The organism is Vibrio sp. 9-16B-A1, from assembly GCF_056726165.1.
In genome coordinates this window covers 52145-71798 of record NZ_JBSDZD010000004.1, presented here as the reverse complement: position 1 = coordinate 71798, position 19654 = coordinate 52145, and the positions used below count along the sequence as shown (strand labels likewise).

General features: G+C 53.1%; 13 protein-coding genes. 9 read left to right on the top strand and 4 right to left on the bottom strand.

From position 1 onward, the window contains the following. The first annotated feature begins 18 nt into the window (after nucleotides 1–18). Nucleotides 19–2880 (top strand): DUF6701 domain-containing protein, encoded by a 2862-nt coding sequence (locus ACVB80_RS08330; protein WP_481080824.1) that lies wholly within the window; start codon nucleotides 19–21, stop codon nucleotides 2878–2880. A gap of 87 nt (nucleotides 2881–2967) precedes the next feature. Here the strand turns inward: ACVB80_RS08330 and dsdA are convergent, their stop codons facing one another. Then, nucleotides 2968–4299 (bottom strand): D-serine ammonia-lyase, encoded by a 1332-nt coding sequence (gene dsdA / locus ACVB80_RS08325; protein ID WP_481080823.1) that lies wholly within the window; start codon nucleotides 4297–4299, stop codon nucleotides 2968–2970. A gap of 14 nt (nucleotides 4300–4313) precedes the next feature. Beyond that, nucleotides 4314–5651 (bottom strand): D-serine transporter DsdX, encoded by a 1338-nt coding sequence (gene dsdX / locus ACVB80_RS08320; RefSeq protein ID WP_481080822.1) that lies wholly within the window; start codon nucleotides 5649–5651, stop codon nucleotides 4314–4316. Between the two features lie 209 nt (nucleotides 5652–5860). On the opposite strand from dsdX, the gene dsdC reads away from it, so the two are divergent. Then, a complete protein-coding gene (gene dsdC, locus ACVB80_RS08315; RefSeq protein WP_481080821.1) occupies nucleotides 5861–6814 on the top strand; it encodes a DNA-binding transcriptional regulator DsdC in 954 nt (317 codons plus the stop codon). Here dsdC and ACVB80_RS08310 read toward each other — a convergent pair. After that, a complete protein-coding gene (locus ACVB80_RS08310; RefSeq protein WP_481080820.1) occupies nucleotides 6798–7694 on the bottom strand; it encodes a LysR family transcriptional regulator in 897 nt (298 codons plus the stop codon). The genes dsdC and ACVB80_RS08310 overlap by 17 nt on opposite strands. Nucleotides 7695–7811: 117 nt before the next feature. Between ACVB80_RS08310 and ACVB80_RS08305 the strand changes: the two genes are divergently transcribed. Together ACVB80_RS08305 and ACVB80_RS08300 are read left to right on the top strand one after the other, a co-directional pair. Next, nucleotides 7812–8876: a linear amide C-N hydrolase gene (locus ACVB80_RS08305; protein ID WP_481080819.1), complete on the top strand. Its 1065-nt coding sequence runs from the start codon at nucleotides 7812–7814 to the stop codon at nucleotides 8874–8876. Between the two features lie 91 nt (nucleotides 8877–8967). Further along, nucleotides 8968–9576, top strand: coding sequence for an HAD family hydrolase (locus ACVB80_RS08300; protein WP_481080818.1), 609 nt, complete (start codon nucleotides 8968–8970; stop codon nucleotides 9574–9576). Nucleotides 9577–9633: 57 nt separating this feature from the next. On the opposite strand, the gene ACVB80_RS08295 is transcribed toward ACVB80_RS08300, so the two are convergent. Continuing rightward, complete coding sequence (locus ACVB80_RS08295; protein WP_481080817.1) at nucleotides 9634–10851, bottom strand: putative glycoside hydrolase; 1218 nt, start codon at nucleotides 10849–10851, stop codon at nucleotides 9634–9636. A gap of 471 nt (nucleotides 10852–11322) precedes the next feature. On the opposite strand from ACVB80_RS08295, the gene ACVB80_RS08290 reads away from it, so the two are divergent. The 5 genes from ACVB80_RS08290 (at nucleotide 11323) to ACVB80_RS08270 (ending at nucleotide 19629) form a co-directional block, all read left to right on the top strand. After that, nucleotides 11323–12663: a glucoamylase family protein gene (locus ACVB80_RS08290; protein WP_481080816.1), complete on the top strand. Its 1341-nt coding sequence runs from the start codon at nucleotides 11323–11325 to the stop codon at nucleotides 12661–12663. 15 nt (nucleotides 12664–12678) lie between these two features. Beyond that, complete coding sequence (locus ACVB80_RS08285; RefSeq protein WP_481080815.1) at nucleotides 12679–13626, top strand: hypothetical protein; 948 nt, start codon at nucleotides 12679–12681, stop codon at nucleotides 13624–13626. Between the two features lie 13 nt (nucleotides 13627–13639). Then, nucleotides 13640–15016: a hypothetical protein gene (locus tag ACVB80_RS08280; protein ID WP_481080814.1), complete on the top strand. Its 1377-nt coding sequence runs from the start codon at nucleotides 13640–13642 to the stop codon at nucleotides 15014–15016. 110 nt (nucleotides 15017–15126) lie between these two features. Beyond that, nucleotides 15127–16239 (top strand): ABC transporter ATP-binding protein, encoded by a 1113-nt coding sequence (locus tag ACVB80_RS08275; protein WP_481080813.1) that lies wholly within the window; start codon nucleotides 15127–15129, stop codon nucleotides 16237–16239. 33 nt (nucleotides 16240–16272) lie between these two features. After that, the gene (locus ACVB80_RS08270) at nucleotides 16273–19629 is read left to right on the top strand and encodes a GH36-type glycosyl hydrolase domain-containing protein (RefSeq protein ID WP_481080812.1); all 3357 of its coding nucleotides are present in this window, start codon (nucleotides 16273–16275) and stop codon (nucleotides 19627–19629) included. Nucleotides 19630–19654: the final 25 nt, after the last annotated feature.

Genomic DNA, 19654 nt, shown 5'->3' with positions numbered 1-19654 from the left:
TGTTCAGGGTGGCTGAATATGAAAGGATTGCTGAGAAAATTGCTGTTTGGCCTGTTGTTGCTCTGTATCAACAACCAGGCACTTGCGCAGTGCACCCAGTTTACCGGTGCGGCCCAGACCTGGAGTACCGCGGGGGAGATGGAACTGGGCTGGGATTCGATTATTACGGGAACGGTACCCACAGGGAGAGTAGGGTTTGATAATGTCACTCAGCCTGATAATTCGACCAATTTCTGTGACGGAACCCGTTGTGTGGCAGATCCCGGCCTGAAAGTTCCTGCTTATGACTTTTCTGGTTTTATTCCAGGTTCAGGCAATGTTGTGGCTATGGACGGTGATGTATTGGTCCCCGGGCAGTACAAAAGTATCGATATTATCGGCGGGAAAACGGTGACTCTGGAAGCGGGTGATTACTTTATGGAAACCTTTACCGTAGGGGGAGGAGCCACGGTAAACATTAATGGTAAAGTCCGCGTTCATGCCAACAAGATTTTGGTATCCGGTAACTCCAGAGTAAATCCAGCTGGTGTGGCGGACGACCTGTATCTGATTTCACATGGGATTAATTATCAGGTCGATTATCTGGCTGCAAATGCTCCGGCAACTAACGGAGTTTATTTCTCTGGCAGTGGTCAGGCGATAGCGTTTGTGATCTCTGAGTCCATCGTCGATATGTATGGTGGCCTTACCAGAATTACCGGGGCAGTGGCTTCCCTGTATCTGAAAATGGGGGGAAGCGCAGAGCTTATCGGTGATATTTCAAGTTGCGATGACGACATTCAGCAGCTTCGTATCAGCCCTGTATCAGCCAGTGAGGTTGTGGGTAAAACTATTCCGGTGACTTTTTCCATTACTAACAGCCAGGGGCAAGTTGATACGAACGCCACCGGTAATCTGGATATTGTCCACGACGGGCCTGCTGAAGTGTGCTGGAAAGAGAGCGCAACAGGCAGCTGTATCACCGACACCTCCTCTTCACCATTTGTCGCGGGAAGCGTGACTTACTACCTGTATTCTCCGATTGCTGCAGAGGCAGATGTGACGGCTTTATGGGTGGAAAAGCCCGCAGTGACTGCCAGCAGTGGCTCCTATGAGTTTTTGGCTAATGCTTATATGTTTGAGCCCAGTCCGCTGACTATGATCGCCGGTCAGGATACAGCGGTGACCATCAAAGCTGTGGATGAAAATGGGGTGGTAGTAGAGACTTATGAGGGCAGCAAAACCCTTAAACTGACCGATACCACCAAAGTATTGCCATCAACCGGCACGATAGACGCAACATTGCTGACCAAATCGGTCATCTTCAGCAAGGGCGTGGCACAAATCAGCGTGAACTATGCTGATGCGGGTAAAGTGACGCTCGGCATTGAAGAAGCCAGTGACGGCTATGCCGGGGATATTCTGGTTCATTCGCGGCCGCATACTTTTGCTATCTGTGATATTCAGTCGTCCGGGATCAATACCGGTTACAACGGTACTGCGGAATCCGGACCGGGTTTTGCCAGAGCCGGTGAAACCTTCAGTGTGGTGATCCATCCGCTGACCTGGACCGGCTCTGCTATCAGTGGTGACAGTTCCAGGGATGGTACCGCAGACCTGATCTCCGATTCACGATGCTCCCATCCGGTTACTCCGAACTATTTCAGTGAGGGCGGACAACTGGCAAAAGTTACTCTCAGTCATACACTGCACTCTCCGGATGGTGGAGTAGCGGGCACGCTCAGTCAAATGGTATCTGGTGGCACTTATGAGTTTACTAACCGCAATGAGGCACAAAATGGTCTTGCTGTCGGCGGCCTGAGCTGGAACGAGGTGGGCAGCCTATGGCTGCAGGCGCAATATGCCGGCTACGCACTGGGGGGCCTGGAGCAGGGCGTAGCGGCGATCGGGCGCTTCTATCCGTACGAGTTTGTGGTGACTTCTCAGACAGTCAGTGAAGGGCAGGCCAGCTTTACTTATATGGAGCAGGATTTCGGCGTTCAGTTTGAAGTGGCCGCCCGAAGCTCTGGTGGAACGACGACCACTAACTACGAGTTTATGACCGCGTATCAGATGCTGCTCGGGCTGACGGGGCTGGATTCCACAAAAACTTCTCCGGCGGTAAATGATCTCACCCCCCGGCTGGATACCAGCGCGATTACCGCGCCGGGCTGGCAGTCAGACTGGTCCGGCGGTACGCTCGGATTGCCACTGTCTGCTCTGAAGTTCAACCGGGTACAAACGGCAGCTTCACCCAGGAAAACCGTGCCGGATGGGCCGTATCAGCTGCAGATCGGGCTTGAGGTGAGCAGTGGTACTGTTGACTGTAGTCAGGACGGCTGCACCGGCTTCCAGACTCTGGATACATACCGTAACAATGGCACGGCTTCCGTTGATGGGACAAAGCTGGGCAGCCCGCTGGATGTGCGCTATGGACGCCTGAAGCTGTTTGATATCGGTGGTGTAAGTGGTGCCGACCTTCCGGTGCCGGTTGAGGCGGAATACTGGAATGGCAGCGACTTTGTCACTAATCCGCTCGACAGTGGCAGTGCGTTTAACGGAGCAAATTACTGCCGCAAAGAGCTGTGGCCGGGGGACGGTGCTTCTCTGGCTTCTCTCAGTGGCGCGGGCTCCGTCACGGGTGGGGAAAGCAGCGCGCTGAGCGCCAGTCAGAACGTGGCGGACCGCAGGGAGCAGGTCAAACTCTGGTTGCGGATTGGTACGGCTCAGTCCGGTCATGAAACCGGTCTGAACTGTTATGGCGTCAACACCGGAGGTCAGGAGTACCTCTATTACAACTGGGATGGCCGGGGGGATGAGAGCCCCCGGGCGGTGCTGACCTTTGGTGTTTATCGTGGTAACGACAGGGTACTGTTCAGGGGGGAGCCAGGGGTTTACTGAGCTGTTGTCAGCAGGCCAGGGGGCTTGTGACAGAACAAAAAAGGCGCAGCTTATGCTGCGCCTTCTTTATTTAGCCTGGGTTGTTTTTTAAGCCCGGGACTTTTTCAGGTAGGAGGCCATTTCTGCCGCAGGTACCATACCGCCGCCGGTTGCCCATACCAGATGGGTTGCGTTGGCCATGGTGTCAGCATCGAAGCCGTGGCGCTGCTGGTACTCAGCGGCGCGGGTGACTTCCACCGGGCCGATCATGCCAGCCAGTGCCGACGGTTCAAGACGGATATCTTCCTGCTTGCTCAGTTCACCCAGCAGAGAATACATGTGCGGGTCTGAGATGGTGTAGAAACCATCCAGCAGACGCTCCATGGCACGTCCCACGAAGCCGGAAGCACGGCCTACTGCCAGGCCGTCTGCGGCAGTGATATTGTCGATACCGATGTCCTGCACCGCGATTGCATCGTGCAGGCCAGTGTGAACGCCCAGCAGCATACAAGGGGAGTGGGTTGGCTCGGCGAAAATACAGTGGACGTTGTCACCAAACGCCATCTTAAGGCCAAAGGCGACGCCGCCAGGGCCACCACCAACGCCACAGGGCAGGTAGACAAACAGCGGATGCTCTTTATCGACTTTAACGCCCATCTCATCAAACTGCTTTTTCAGGCGCTCACCTGCTACCGAGTAGCCGAGGAACAGGGTTTTTGAGTTTTCATCATCGATAAAGAAGCAGCTCGGATCTTTTTCCGCTTCCTTACGGCCCTGCTCAACCGCAACGCCGTAATCCTGCTCGTATTCCACCACTTCAACGCCGTGAGAACGCAGTTTATCTTTCTTCCACTGGCGGGCATCGGCAGACATGTGCACTGCCACAGAGAAGCCCAGTTTGGCGCTCATGATACCGATAGACATGCCCAGATTACCGGTCGAACCAACGGCGATGCTGTACTGCTTAAAGAAATTGCGGAACTCTTCGCCAAGCAGTTTGCTGTAATCGTCAGACTCGCTCAGAAGACCGGCTTCCATCGCCAGTTTTTCCGCGTGAGTCAGCACTTCATAAATACCACCACGGGCTTTGATTGAGCCGGAAATTGGCAGGTGGCTGTCTTTCTTCAGCATCAGACGGCCGGTGATCTGCATGTCATAGCGTGACTCCAGCGCCTGCTTCATCGCCGGGATATCGACGACTTCGGATTCGATGATGCCATCTGTTTCCGCAGTCTCCGGGAAAGCCTTAGCAAGATACGGAGCAAAGCGCTTAAGGCGGTCACTGGCATCCTGAATATCGTCTTTGCCAAGGCCCACATAAGGCAGCGCGTCAGTCAGGCCTGTGGTGCCCGGGTTAAACCAGGCCAGCTCTTCCAGGGCGATCAGTCTTTCAACCAGAGGGAAGTCCGCGATCAGTTGTTGGGTGTTAATTGTTGTCATAGTGGTACCTTACCTTAAATGATATACGACAGCAGGAACGTGCCGGCCAGCGCCACGAAGGATGCGATAAAGGTAGCTGTCGTATAGTACTTGAAAATTTCGGTGATGGTGGCGCCGCAGTACTGCTTCACCAGCCAGAACAGGGAATCGGTCACGATGGTGCAGCCGATAGCGCCGGAGCCGATCGCAAGGGTGATGATCTCAGGGCTGATGTCCGGGTAGAGCGGCAGCAGCGGAGCAACAATGGCGGTTGCACCCATCATGGCAACGGTGGCTGAACCAACCGCGGCGTGCAGCACAATCGCAACCAGCCACGCCAGCAGGATTGGGTGCATGTCCAGGTTTGAGAGGATCTGGGCCAGTACATCGGCCAGGCCGCTGCCTTTCAGTACGCCGTTGAACGCACCACCGGCACCGATGATAAGCAGGATGTTGGCGATAGATGAGAACGCGCCTTCGGTTTTCTCCAGCAGGGTGCTCATGCCCATGTTCTGTTTGATACCCAGGGTGTAGTAGGCGACAAATGCAGCGATAAACATGGCGGTAATCGGGTTACCGATGAACTCCAGCGTGGTGTAAAGCGCAGTGCCGTGCTCCATATTCAGCTCTGCCGCGGTTTTCATCAGCATCAGCGCAATAGGCAGCAGCACGGTAAACAGGGTAGCGCCAAGAGACGGCAGTTCAGATTCGTCGCGGACTTCCAGCGAGGTGAACTCCTGAGGCACCTGTTTAAACGGAAGGCGGCTGCCCAGCACTTTAAGAAACAGCGGACCACCGATCAGCGAAGCCGCCAGGCCTATCACCAGACCGTAGAAGATCACCGAACCGATATCTGCGCCCAGCTCATTGGTGACAAACAGGGCTGCCGGGTGAGGAGGCACAATACAGTGAACCGCCATCAAGGCTGTACACAGCGGGATCGCCAGGTTCAGCAGCGAGGTGTTGGTCTTTTTGGCGATAGAGAATGCCAGTGGGATCAGCAGTACCACGCCCACTTCGACAAACAGGGTGATACCGCAGACCAGACCGATCAGTACCATGATCACTTCCGGCGACATCCAGCGGATTTTCTGCAGGGTAATGCCTATGCGCTCTGCGGCGCCTGAGACTTCCATCATTTTACCCAGGATGGTGCCAAGACCAATGACAGTGGCGAGGAAACCAAGGGTACCGCCGATGCCGTTTTCAATCGCACTGACCATTTCGAGTGGCTGCATGCCCATCATGGTTCCGACGTAGAAGCTGGCCATCAAAAGGGCGAGGAAAGGGTGCAGCTTAAAGCGGACGATCGCAAAGACGATCATTAAAATACTGGTTATCAGGGTTCCGATAACCCAGAGTTGAGAATCCATATTCAGACCTTTGTGTTTGTTGTGTTCTGTATCAATTAGACGAATTAATGGTCTGACTGACAAACGATCAAAACTCACATTCAGATGAACTGAATTGAAACAAGTGTGTGATCTGGTCCATGTTTGGGCGGGTTGGGTGTTTTTGTTATATCTCTGCTCAACCGATGGCTCTATACTCGCCCCAATTCGAACAGGCACCGGAGATCGGGATGTACAGCAGAGAAACCATGTTTGCCCGCAATCAGAGGCTGAACAGCTTCCAGTTGTCCAAGCTGCATACGTTTGAAGTGGCAGCGCGTCACGCCTCTTTTTCCCTGGCGGCCGAAGAGCTGTCGATGACGCCGAGTGCGATTTCCCACCGTATTTCGAAGCTTGAAGAGGAGCTGGGTATCGCCCTGTTTATCCGTTCGCACCGTAAGATCAGCCTCACCGAAGAAGGCGAGCGGATCTACCTGTCGCTCAGGCGAACCCTGAACGAGCTCAATCAGGAGATCCTGGACGTGAAAAGCGGTGATATTTCGGGCGTGCTGACCATCTACTCCCGCCCGTCTTTTGCCCAGTGCTGGCTGGTGCCCCGGATCTACCGTTTTAAGCAGCGCTACCCGTTGATTGACCTTAAGATCCTGACAGGTAACGAGAACGTGAACTTCCAGGGTTATGGCATTGATGTGGCGCTCTATTTCGATGACCGGATGCCGGAAAAACTCGACTGCACGGAAATCATGAACGAGACCATTATTCCGGTCTGCACCCCGGAGTATGCCAGTCAGTATGCGCTTTGCGGGAATCCTGACAACCTGGTCAACGCGACCCTGCTGCACGACAATCAGGCCTGGGAGTATGATTCAGATTTTGACGAGTGGACCCAGTGGGCCGAAGCCAACCGCCTGCCTGCGATCGATGGGATCCCCAGTATCGGATTTGACCGTTCCGATCTGGCGGTGATTGCCGCCATCCATAATGCCGGTGTCGCGATGGGGCGTTTCAGTCTGGTCGAAAAGAGGATAAAGAGTGGTGAGCTGATCACGCCATTTGAAGGGACCGAAGTACGCTGCCAGCAGAAGTATTATCTGGCGACAGGGCCGGGCAAGCGCTCGCAGAAAGTGCAGCGCTTTGTTAACTGGCTGGTGGAAGAGGCTGGCCAGTTCACCCCAGAGGCTTAAACCACTCCCGGACAATCTCTGCAAACCTGCCGTGCAGCTCACTCTGGCCCTGAAATGTCGGGGCCAGCAGCACATAGCCCGCGCGTCCGTCATGATTCAGAAAATCGACATCCAGCCTGCGGTACTGTCCCTGATAGGCCTCCGAGAAGAACAGGTGCGAAGGCAGCAGGGCGTAGCCACCGTTTTTCAAAAGGGCCAGCAGTACATCAATGTTGCTGACTGTTGATGTATAGGGTGAAAAGTCGAGTTGTGCCGCCATCCAGCTTTCCGCTGTATTTTCAGAGATATAGTGTCGGTGCTCGGCCAAATCAGCCAGAGTAACCTTTTCCTTCTGAGCCAGCTGCGAGTCCCTGTGGACGTAGAATGCGAACCTCGGGTAACCCAGGTTAATAAAGCTCATGCCATCGCGGGGAAAAGGCCGGTTCTGGTTGATGGTAATTGCAAACTGAGCCGTTCCTTCCAGAATGGCTTTGACCGCGTTATCCCGGCTGGTGTGCAGCCAGTTTATGCTGGTCTGGGGAAAGTCCTGATGCAGGTTGCGCTCAAAGTGGGCAATAGCATCGCAGGGCACTGACATATCATGGCACACCGTCAGCCGGGTTGGATTGCCGTCTGACAGGTTGTCACACGCCAGCTCCAGTGCGCTCATCTGGTAAAGGATATGCTTGGCCTGAGTGAGCAGCATGGCTCCGGCATCGGTCAGCTGTGGCTTTCTTCCTTCCCTTTCAAACAGGGTCACCGCCCAGTCGGCCTCCAAGTCACTTACCTGGTGGTGCAGGGTGGCCCGGTCTTTTCTTATCGCCCGCGCTGCGGCACTGAATGAGCCGTGTTCGGCTACCGCGACAAAGGCGGTGAGTTGTTCCAGGCTGGCTCTTGGCATGCTTCCTTCTCCGGGCTTCTGCTGATTTCGTTGCAAACTTTACAACATATCTGAGATTACTTGTGTGGTGATAATCATAAAAATGGAGCTCAGTTAACCAGTCAAAGGAAACAACCAATGAAAATGAATGCAAAGAAATGGCTGCTGGCGGCTTCTGTATCGGCAATGATGGCGGGCGTTTCAACCACGGCTTCGGCGTGTTCGCGCCTGGTGTGGGAAACCGATACTCACGGCGTATTTGTAAGCCGTACTATGGACTGGATGGAAGAGAATCAGCCAACCGTTGATGTTCGCCCCAAAGGGCAGAGCTACGCCGGTGCCAAAGGCGAAAATGCGGCGAGCTGGACTTCGAAGTATGCGTCACTGGGTGTATCCATCTACGGTATGGGGCTGGTGGATGGCTTCAATGAAGCCGGCCTGGCAGCCAATGCACTTTACCTGGATGAAGAGAGCCCGGGAGAGCAGGACAGCAGCAAGCAACAGCTTGAAAATCTGGCCCTTATTGCCTATTTCCTGGATAACTTTGCTACGGTAGAGCAGGCGCTGGAAGGTCTTGACCAGATCCAGCTGCAGCAGTTCAGTCACAACGGTGTGGCACTGAAAGGCCATTACTCGCTTCAGGATGCTTCCGGTGATTCGGCAATTCTGGAAGTCATCGATGGTAAATGGCAGATCCACCACGGTAAGCAGTATGACGTGATGACCAACAGTCCGGAATTTGCTAACCATCTGGAAAACTGGGAAAAGGTCAAACCGAAGTCTAAATCAGACTACAGTGCCAGGTTCGAAATACCAGGTAACATTGAGTCATCTCAGCGTTTTGTGTGGAATAAGTACATGAAGAGCCAGCTGACCGAGCCTGGCAGCTACACCAACGGTATCGCCAAGATCGACAGTGTGACATACAAAATTCCGCTCGATGCGGCCAACCGCGAGCTGAACGGTGTTATGACACCATACGCGACCATCTACGGTCTGGTGTACAACCTGGACCAGAAAGTGATGAATATTCGTTACCAGTACGGCGACAGTTATACCCAGTACGCAGTAGATTTCAACAAGCTCAATAATGGTAAAAATTACACCATTAAAGCGGACCGCCCGGACCTGGCAGGTGAAGTCAGCGCCCAGATGAAACAGACAACCGGCGTGATGGCCCGTTATCGTACTGACCTGAAATGATTGAAATCTGACAGAATACTCATACCTGAGTAGGTCAGAACCGATAAAATGGTCACCGTTAAGGTGGCCATTTTTATTATTGGGAGAAGCTATGCAGATCAAAAATGTGGTGTTTGATGTCGGTAACGTACTGGTGCGCTGGGCACCGCTGGAAATTGTCCGGCTCACTTTCGGTGAGCAGCGTGGTGATATCGCCCTGGCGAAGCAGATTTTCGAACACGATATCTGGATGGCACTGAACCGGGGAGAGCGCAGTGAGCAGGAGACCAAACTGGCCTATCAGCAGACGCTGGGTTTTTCTGCCCACGAGATGGATAAGCTGTTTTACTACATCAAGGAAACCCAGCTTCCGCTTTATGGCTGTGAAGATTTGCTGAAAGCGGTGAAAGTCGCCGGATACCGGGCCTGCGCACTGACTGACAACGTGCATGAGATCGTGGCGTTCCTGAAACAGAGATATGACTTCTGGCCACTGTTTGATGGCGCGATTATCTCTGCGGAAGTTGGCTGTCTTAAGCCTGGAGCCAGGATCTATCAGCATCTGCTCGAAGACCTCGGTCTGGTTGCCGGAGAAACCGTATTTTTGGACGACAATCCGGCCAATGTGGAAGCCGCCCGGGCAGCCGGGATCCATGCGATTGTGTTTGAGAATGCAGAGCAGGCGAAGCTGGAGCTGGAAGCGTTGGGTGTGGTTTGCTAATCCGGCTCCGGGAAGTATGAGGCAGGGAAAGGGGCGGATATGCCCCTTTCGCTTTGGTTATGGATTCATAACCAGTTTCACGCCTGCGATGGTGTACTTCATGCCTGCAAGAGTGTCGCTTTCAGAAATCCACTCCGGCAGCAGTGAGAAAGGTTTGTTGATATTTCTCAGTACGTTGATATCAACGCTGCCATCTTTTTGAGTAAACAGGGTTTTAAGCGGAACCCGGACCTGCTGCCAGGAATTTTCTGCAAACCCTTGCGGTAACAGGTAGGGCTGAGAGTTGCCGACCGTTGACTCCATCTGAACCTGAAGACGTTTGGTCGGGTGGCTGCCATAGCTTTCAACATTAAGCATAAACTCCAGAACGCCGGTTGCGACATACGCAGCGACATCTCTTGGATTATTGTCCTGTGGCTGCAGAATGACCCCGCCGTTGGCACCTGCCGCGGGGCTTGGGTAAGTAATGGAAAAGCTGTCGTGTCCCCAGTCCAGCTGCAAAGCAGAGCCGTCAGTCATCCAGGTCGTCAGGTTGGTAGCCCATCCCTGAGAAGGGTTACCGATAATAAACAGGTTGGAGTTCTCCGAGCCTGCGTCAGGTTCAACCAGAATACTGTTGTTACTGCACTCCAGTACCGATTTATCCCCTTCCACAGAATTGGTTACTACCCGAATGTTACTCACGTCCGCGTTCAGATTGCCATCTGAATGCAGCACAAATGGCGTTACCGTCTGGCTGAAGTCCATGTTGAAGCAGGACAGTGGGATCTTCAGGGTCTGACCTGAAGACTGACTCAATGCCATGGCCGCACTGCTCAGGGATACCTGAGACGAATCCGTCCCGGCGGTCTGCTGAGCGGATACATAGATCGCCTGTTTCAGAGCTGGTTTGTCCAGCGGGCGGAAATCAAACTGCAGTGTTGAACTGCTTTTATCCACGCCCATATCTACCGGATTGTTGTTGGCTGATTTGGCCTGCAGGCGTCCCCTGGCAGAGCCTGTCACCCGGAAGTTTACCGGAGGATTGGTGCCTGTATTCAGGCCCGTTACTGAGACGTTACCCTGTGAAGCGTTACCGCTGCTGTCTACCTGAGCTTCAATATCGGCCTGATCCACAATGCTCAGTGCATAGGTGCCGTCACTCTGTGCACTGTAGATCTCCTTTTGTGCCGAGGGTGGTGTTGGCTCGGGGTAGTTGTAGGGGTCGTCCAGACAGCCACTCAGGAAGCCAAGCGAAACTGCGGCGGCTAACAGGGTTTTAGTGTGTTTTTCCATGTCCTTTATCTCTTCTGTTTTAGCGAGTGTTACAGGTGCCAGGTTCCATTGTAGGGTTGAGTTTAAACGTTTCGACTGTGACGATGATGTAATCACTGCTCTTATGCAAGAAAAAGTGGAATTCCTGGTGACAGATCTGTGATCAAGGACATTATTTCGCCAATTTTCACTCTTTCTGGTATGTGCCGGGTCTATGGGTTTTGTGGGTCGCATTGCTGCTGTTAATCAGAATTCTGGTGGGTTTCAGGGGGGAGAGTTCCGGCTTTTAATGATTTTGTTAGTTTTATTTGTTGTTTTTAAAGTGTTTTATGGTTGCTTTGTGAGCAGTTTACGGGGTTTGTGTAGAAAAAATAAATTTAACCGGATCACAGAAATGGTGGCATGTTGATTGACGAAACGTTTCAAATCTGGAAATCTTATCGAAACGTTTAAGCAGGTTGCATTGTAATTCACCACAAGGACAAACAAACGATGAAGACAAGATTGACCAGTCTGGCAGGCGCTATGGTGCTCTCATTTGCCGGAGTGACATCCGCTGCCGCTGTCACCATTGACTCGTTGACGCTCAGGGACCACCTGTACCCGGCCAGCTTTAAGGCTGAGTTACAAAACAACCTGGATTTCTTTGTTGACGGTGTTGGCGTCGATCCGAAAGCCAATGTTCCCTACGACACCATTCTGGTAAAAGACGGCAATATCGAACACCGTTTTTACGTCAACACCACAGAGATCGGTTTGTATCTCAACATTCTGGTCGAAGCTGACAAGGGTGGCACACCTGGTGCGCTGGAGCGTATTGCAGAAGTACTGGATACGCTGGAGAAAGCACCGACCTGGAATGGTCTGTTCTACTGGCCTTACGACATAGAAGGCGAGGAGCTTAAGCCAGTTGATGATGGCACGGTGCCGGCAGTTGACAACGGTAACCTGGCCTTTGCACTTGCAGGGGTGGCTGGCGCCTTTATCGGCAGTGATGATGCGCTGAAACAGAGTATTTCTCAGCGTATCGATGCTCTGCTGGAAGCGCAAAAGCCGGGTTGGGTGAAACTGTACAACAAGAGCCGCGGATTAATGGTCGCGGGCTGGTCGGTACAGAATGACGTGCAACTGAGCTATTTTGTCGATCGTAAAGCTAACGAGAGCCGTCTGGCTCCTATGTGGGCAGCCCTGATCACCGCAGATATGGGCGAGGAAGCAGTTCCTGCTAGCGCGTTCAATGATATGGAGCTCTACACTCAGGAGTATTCCTACAACGGGCGGACTTACAATCCAATGCTGACCTGGGATGGGGCGTATTTTCAGGCCATGCTGCCGGCTATCTGGCTGAATGAAAAAGAGCTGATGCCTGACTACACCATGGTTCAGGACATGACTTTCATTCAGATGGCGTATGCCGCTGAGCACAACATTCCTCTGGTCTCTTCTGCTGCCACAGTTGACGATGAGTACGCCGCTTTTGGTGTGCCTTACCTTTCGGAAAGCAAGGTGAAGTTCAACAACAAGATTGACGAGGGAAAAACCGGGACACCGCACGCGGTCGCACTTTCTTACCTGGTGAGCCCGGACACCGCGGTTAAAGCGCTCAAATCGATAAAAGCTCACTATCCTGAAATTGAATCGCCATACGGCTGGTATGACGCACTGGATAACAAAGGCCGTATCTCAACCAAGATCCTGTCTCTGGATCAGGGCATGTTTGTGGGCGCGTTTCTGGCGCAAGAGATCAATGCCGATGTGAAGCGTTACCTCGATGCCAAAGGGTACACACCGGCAGTCGAAGCTATGTACCAGAGCTACGTACCAAACAACTGATAAGGGACATACAGGATGAAAAAGCATTTATTAGCAGTGGTTGTCGGGCTGGCTCCTTGTGGCGCGGCGATGGCACAGGACGGAATTTGGGAAAATATTGAGCTGCCAGGTTACGGCGAGCCTGAAATTCAGTTCAGCGGTATTGAAAAGGTCGGGGGCTTTGGTCAGCTATTGGTAGCAGCGCCGGAGTCATCAGCCAAACGCACCCGCGTACTGACAGGTTTTGAGTATGAAGAGTATGTCTACGATAACGCGCCGAGTCAGTTGTTTGAGTCTTACATTTTTGCTGATGGTAACACTAAGCTGGCGGAAAACTGGCGTGTGGCTTATGTGCTGAAGGAAATCCATCGTTACAAAGGCAAAGACAAAACGCCGGAAGGTCAGCCAACACTGAGTCTTGAACTGATGCCCCGCTATGAGAAGTGGGTTAACGAAGCCTTCAGTTACGCGCTGGAAGTGGGCTACGAGAAGATGACGGGCCTGGAAGAGCGAACCCGTTATCAGGTGACGCCTGAGGCGAACTTCACCTTTGGAAAGCATTTCGTTCACCTCAATATGGAAATGGGCCACTGGCAGGAAGAAAACGCCAGTTTCTATGAAACCGAGCCTCTGTATATTTACCGTCTGAACGACTGGATTAGTCTGGGTGCCAAGGCTTTGTATCATAAAGATAACAATGACTTTGCCTGGACAGAAAAGGCGATCAAGCCGCTGGTTCAGTTCCGCTTTGACAATGAGGTCTACCTGGAGCTCAGATACGAACGTGGCGATACGGAAATCCATGACGGTTCCGGCTACCAGTATAACAACTACGCCCTCTACTCAGAGATCCCGGTCAATGACACTGTCAGCCTGCTGGCTGATCTGGCTTATCGTGACCACAAGCAGCAAAACGGCAACGAGTACACCTGGGGTGATAAAAAAGGTGTGTTTGCAAAAGTTGGCGTGATCTGGACTTTCTGAGCAGGAGATAGCTATGGCAAAGGCAATCAATATGCTGGTGGCGGGAGCGTTATCCCTTGGCGCAGTCGGGTGCGGCGGAGCTGAGTCGGCTGCGGCAGAGATAAAACCTGAAGTTATCACTCAGGTCAGGATCGCTTCCAAATACTATCCCGCTGGTTTTAGTGCAGAGCTGCAGTCGAACCTGAACTTCTTTATCGATGGCGTTGGCGTTTCACCGTCGGCCCGGGTTCCATACGACCACATAATGGTGGCAGATACGGGTAACACAGTTGCGAATTACACCAATATTACCGGTGTCGGTTTGTACCTGAACCTGCTGACAGAAATGCAGCGCAGCGGAAATGCGGATGCGATCACCCGTATGGAGTCTGTACTCACAGTCCTGGAAAACGCACCTCGCTGGAATGGGCTGTTTTACTGGCTCTATGGCATTAATGGCAGTGAGCTGACCGTTTCGGCGGACGGCAAAGTCTCTGCGGTTGATAACGGCAACATGGCGTTCTCTCTGGCTGCACTGAATGGTGCGTATGCGGACAATACTAACCCCCGTCTCGCTGCAATTGCTGACCGTGCCCAGGCACTGTTGGTTGCCCAGCAGCCTGGCTGGTCGAGTCTGTATGATTCTGGCCGTGGGTTGCTCCGCGCCGGGTGGGAAAAGCAGACCGGGCAGTTTATGGGCTATCACATAGACCGTAAAACCAATGAAAGCCGCCTGGCGGCCATCTGGGCGGTGTTGGTGACCGAAGGCACTGCGTCACCGGTACCGGCCGGGGCGTTTACTTCTATGCCGATGCCGGTTGGCCGTTACAACCGGGACGGTGTTTATCTGGAGCCGATGCTCAGTTGGGATGGCTCTTACTTCCAGGCTCTGATGCCATCGCTTTGGCTGAATGAGGCTGTACTGATGCCGGACAACAGCTATCTGACCGCGGTCAGTGAGCTGCACAAGCGTTATTCTGATGCAAATCAGGGCATTCCGTTTGTTTCTGCGTCGGCCACCACCAGTAACGGCTATCACGCTTATGGCATCAAAGAGGTATCAGAGGCGTATTATCGTCATCAGACCGCCGTTTTGTCCGACGCCGGAACGCCGCACGCTTCAGCTCTCTATTATCTGAGTGACCCGGAGGATGCGGTGAGCCGCCTGAAAGCGATTAAAGCCCGCTACCCAGCGGTACAGACCTCCTCGGGCTGGCGTGATGCCATTGGGCCGGATGGAAAGCTGTCGGACAAGATTATTGGTATCGACCAGGGGATGTTTGTCGGGGCCTTTTTCGCCTCGTCCATACAGACTGACGTAAATCGTTATCTGGAACGCCAGGGACTGAAGGCGTCACTGGAGCAGATGTATGCCCGGTTTGTGCCGGACGCTTTTGTTGATTACCCCTGAGTAAACGGGGACGTGTCACGCTTTGGTCAGACAATGGGTCTGTCGTTGTTGACCGCGTCCCCGGATATGAATTAGAAACGATTCTGCCGTGTGGCAGACAGGACAAAGAAATGGCACGAGTAGTATTAGATAATCTCAATAAGGTATATGACAACGGATTCCACGCTATCCGCGATGTCAGCCTGGAAATTGCCGATGGTGAATTTATGGTACTGGTGGGCCCGTCGGGCTGTGCCAAGTCTACCATGCTGCGTATGGTTGCCGGGCTGGAGAGTGTGACCAGCGGAGAGCTGACGATTGGTGAGCGTTCGTGTAACGATTTGGCGCCAAAAGACCGTGGTATCGCGATGGTGTTTCAGAACTACGCGCTCTACCCTCACATGACAGCGTATGAAAATATGGCTTTCGGTCTGGAGACAGCCAAAAAGCCGAAGCCGGAGATTGAAAAGCGGGTAGCGGAAGCATCCAAACTGCTGGAGATCGAAGAACTGCTCGACAGAAAGCCGAAGCAGATGTCTGGCGGACAGCGTCAGCGGGTGGCTCTGGGACGCGCTATGGTGCGAAAGCCGGAAGTGTTTTTGTTTGATGAGCCCCTGTCTAATCTGGACGCCAAGCTGAGGGTTTCAATGCGGATGCGCATTACCCGCCTGCATCAGGAACTGAAGTCATCGGGTAAACCTGCGACCATGATTTACGTGACTCACGATCAGGTTGAAGCCATGACCATGGGTGACAGAGTCTGCATCCTTAATAAAGGGCAGATCATGCAGGTGGATACACCAATGAATGTGTACCGCAAGCCTAAAAACAAGTTTGTGGCTGAGTTTATTGGCTCGCCGGCGATGAACATGTTCAATGCCACTTTGCGCAAGCAGGGGCAGGGTCTGAAGGTTTGTGTCGGTGAGCAGACACTGTCAATGCCCGAAGAGAAGTGTATTCGGGCGGCGATGTGGCAGGATCGCAGTGTTCACCTGGGCGTGCGGCCGGAAGATCTCCGGGTCAGCGATACGCCTTGTGATTCCTCTCTTCAGGCAACGGTTATCGCGGTTGAAGAGCTGGGGGCGGAAGTGTTCGTCCACTTTGAACTGCTGGGGTCGGAGGCGGTATGTAAGCTGGATCATCAGGAGACCATTCCTCAGCCAGGCCAGACCTGCTGGCTAAAGCCGGACATGAACAAGTGCCATTTGTTCGATGATGACACCGAACACAACATTTTTTTCTGAATTTAAGACTTGCGACACCGGAGTATTATCGCAATGAAACAAGTAATTAATCCACCGGCATACAGCGTCGGTTCATCACCACTCCGTCTGGACTTCAACTCAGATTGTGCGTTGCGCGCTATCTTCAGTGACAGACTGATGGTTTCTGTATTTGAAACCCCTGAGCACCAGCATCCGCTGTCAAATATCTGGTTGCGCCGTTACCTGCAGGATGGCTTTGACGTTACGCCTCTGCTTTTTTTTGGTGACTCAGTAGAAACGTTTCAACTGTCTGGGGGCGCGATTGGCTGGAAAGTACGCAGCCCTCAGGTTGAAGTGCACATCGCCCTGCATGTGAAAAATAACGCCTATTTCTATGAAGTGGCGCTGGAAAACCTTTCTGACTCCGCGCTTAAGTTTGATCTGGTGTTTGGCCAGGACGTAGCGCTGGCTGATGAAGGCGCAGTGAAAACCAACGAAGCATACTGTTGTCAGTACCTGGATCACCAGGTGTTCAAATCGGAACAGGCTGGTTATACCGTGTGCAGCCGCCAGAACCTGCCACAAAGCACTGGTAATCCGTTGATTCAGATTGGTTCGCTGAGCGAGGTGGCCAGTTTCAGTACCGATGGTTTCCAGTTTTTTGGTACGGATTGCAAGTTCACCGGTAAAGCACAGGCCCTGCATCGTGCCCGTCTGGACAATCAGAAGTACCAGTATGAAATGGGCTATATCGCCCTGCAGACAGAACCGGAGACCCTGGCGGCCGGAGCCTCTGCTGAGGTGACTTTCTACGGACTGGTACTGCCGCACTGTCCGGATGCCAATGTCAGTGACGCGGTTGATCTGGCTGAGCTGCAGAGTATTCGCGATGGTTTTGTTCCTGACTGGGAGCGTGCTAAGCCCCTGACCCCACAGACTGGTTGTTACCCGCAACTGCTTAACGGCGAAGTACTGGGCGATCAGGAAATCGGCCAGTTGTTTGGTGCTGCCCGCTACTTTGCCGAAGAGCGTGACGGGACTTTGCTTTCGTTCTTTGGTGAGCGCAGTCAGTACGTGACGCTGGCAGAAAAAGAGCGCTATCTTGAGCGTCCTACCGGCCATGTGATCGCATCGGGTAATCATGACGATTTCCGTAATCCGGTTATGAGTGCCAGCCACTACATTTTCGGTGTGTTCAACTCTCAGCTGACGCTTGGCAACACCTCCTTCAATAAACTGCTTGGCGTTAACCGCAACGCCCTGAACCAGTTCACACACAGTGGGCAGCGCATTCATATTCGCGAAGGTGATGGGCTGAAGACACTGGCGATGCCTTCAGCATACGAAGTGGGTACTAACTACTCGCGCTGGATATATAAATACCAGCAGGGATATCTGGATATCCGCTCTTTCAGTGCAGCGGACAGGCCGGCAGTGCAGCTGGATATTGAACTGGTTGGTATCGAAACACCGCTGGAACTGGAGATCTCGCATCAGCTGATCTTTGGTAATAACGAAGCGGAATCCCTGGTGAGTGTGGCTGCAGAAGGAAATCAGTTCCACGTTCACGGAGACAATGAGCTTATAGCGGCTTCTTCACCTGAGCTGGCTTTCACCATCCTGGCTTCTGAAGAGTTCGGCAAACATGAGCTGATCAAATCCGGTGATTCGGTTTCCTCGCTGGTGCTTAAAGGCCGCGTCAGCAATAAAGCCAGCGTGTCATTTGGTGGCCGTCTGAGTGATGCTGATACCCGGGGTGAAACGCTCGATTTTGATCAGGAAACCACAGCGGCATATCACCGTATGCAGCGCCTGACCAACCACTTCAGTCTGGATATTGCCAACCAGCAGCACAACAGTCAGAAGCTGAATGAAACCATGCACTGGTTTACTCACAATGCGCTGGTGCACTACGCGACGCCGCATGGTCTGGAGCAGTATTCCGGTGCTGCCTGGGGTACCCGGGATGTATCACAGGGCCCGTTCGAACTGTTTATGTCGCTGCAGCAGTTTGGTAAAGCGCGTGATGTGCTGGAGACCATCTACAGCCATCAGTACCAGGAAACCGGTACCTGGCCTCAGTGGTTTATGTTTGATAACTACGCCCGTATTCAGCAGGAAGAAGCGCACGGGGATATCGTCGTCTGGCCGCTGAAAGCCCTGGCAGATTATCTGGTCGCGACCGGTGACAGCGCTGTTCTGGACCAGCCACTGCCATACACTCTTGCCCATCAGCAGTTTACTTTCAGTGAAGAGACGCCAGCCTTGATCGAGCACGTAGAGCGCCAGCTCAAACACATCGAAGATAACCTGGTCCCGGGAACCTGGCTGTCGAGCTATGGCGATGGTGACTGGGATGACACCCTGCAACCGGCTAACCAGTCCCTGCGTGAAAATATGGTCAGTGGCTGGACCATTCCCCTGACCCTGCAGGCGCTCAAGACCATGCATAAAGCCCTGCCATCGCAATACAGCGAACTGGCTGAGCGTATGCTGACCCTGGCGACCAATATGGAGCAGGACTTCAACCGCTACCTGGTGAAGGACGGTGTGGTTGCAGGCTTCATTCATTTTGACCGTGATGAGCAGGGAGAGGTGCGTGATATCGAATATCTGCTGCACCCGTCAGATAAGAAAACAGGGATTCAGTTCCGTCTGCTGCCGGCCAGCCGTTCGATTATTTCAGAGACTTTTGAGCCTGAGATGGCGGCAGCACAGATGGCCACGATTAAAGACAAGCTGGTGTTCCCGGACGGTGTGCGCCTGATGGATCGTATGGCGGAATACAAGGCGGGCAAGCAGACTTACTTTAAGCGCGCTGAACTGGCCGCCAACCTCGGACGTGAAGTCGGACTGCAGTACTGCCATGCACATATCCGCTTTATCGAAGCGCTGTGCAAACTGGGTGATGCGGAAGCGGTGTACGACAACCTGTACAAGATCCTGCCGGTCGGAATTGAGTCTGCGGTGCCGAATGCCGAGCCGCGTCAGTCCAATGCCTACTTCTCCAGCTCGGACGGTAAGTTCCTTGACCGCTACCAGGCATACCAGGAGTTTGACCTGCTGAAGCAGGGTAAAGTGAAAGTCAAAGGCGGATGGCGGATTTACTCCAGTGGCCCGGGTATCTATATCAATCAGCTGATTGCCAATGTGCTGGGGATCCGCTTTGAAGATGGTGACCTGGTTCTGGACCCGGTGGTCGCCAAAGCGATGGGAACTGTCTCTCTCAGCTACCAGCTGAATGGCCGCCCGGTGAATATCGAAATTCGACCAGAAACCGGTGAATTTACGCCGAAATCTGTCGAACTAAACGGCCAGAATTTGAGCTTTGAGCTGACAGAGAACCGTTACCGCAGTGGTGGTGCACTTGTCAGCATGGCTCAAATGGAGATGAATGATAAGAGTAATCAGTTGGTTATTACTCTGTAAACCGACCGCCTCTTAGTGAGGCGGA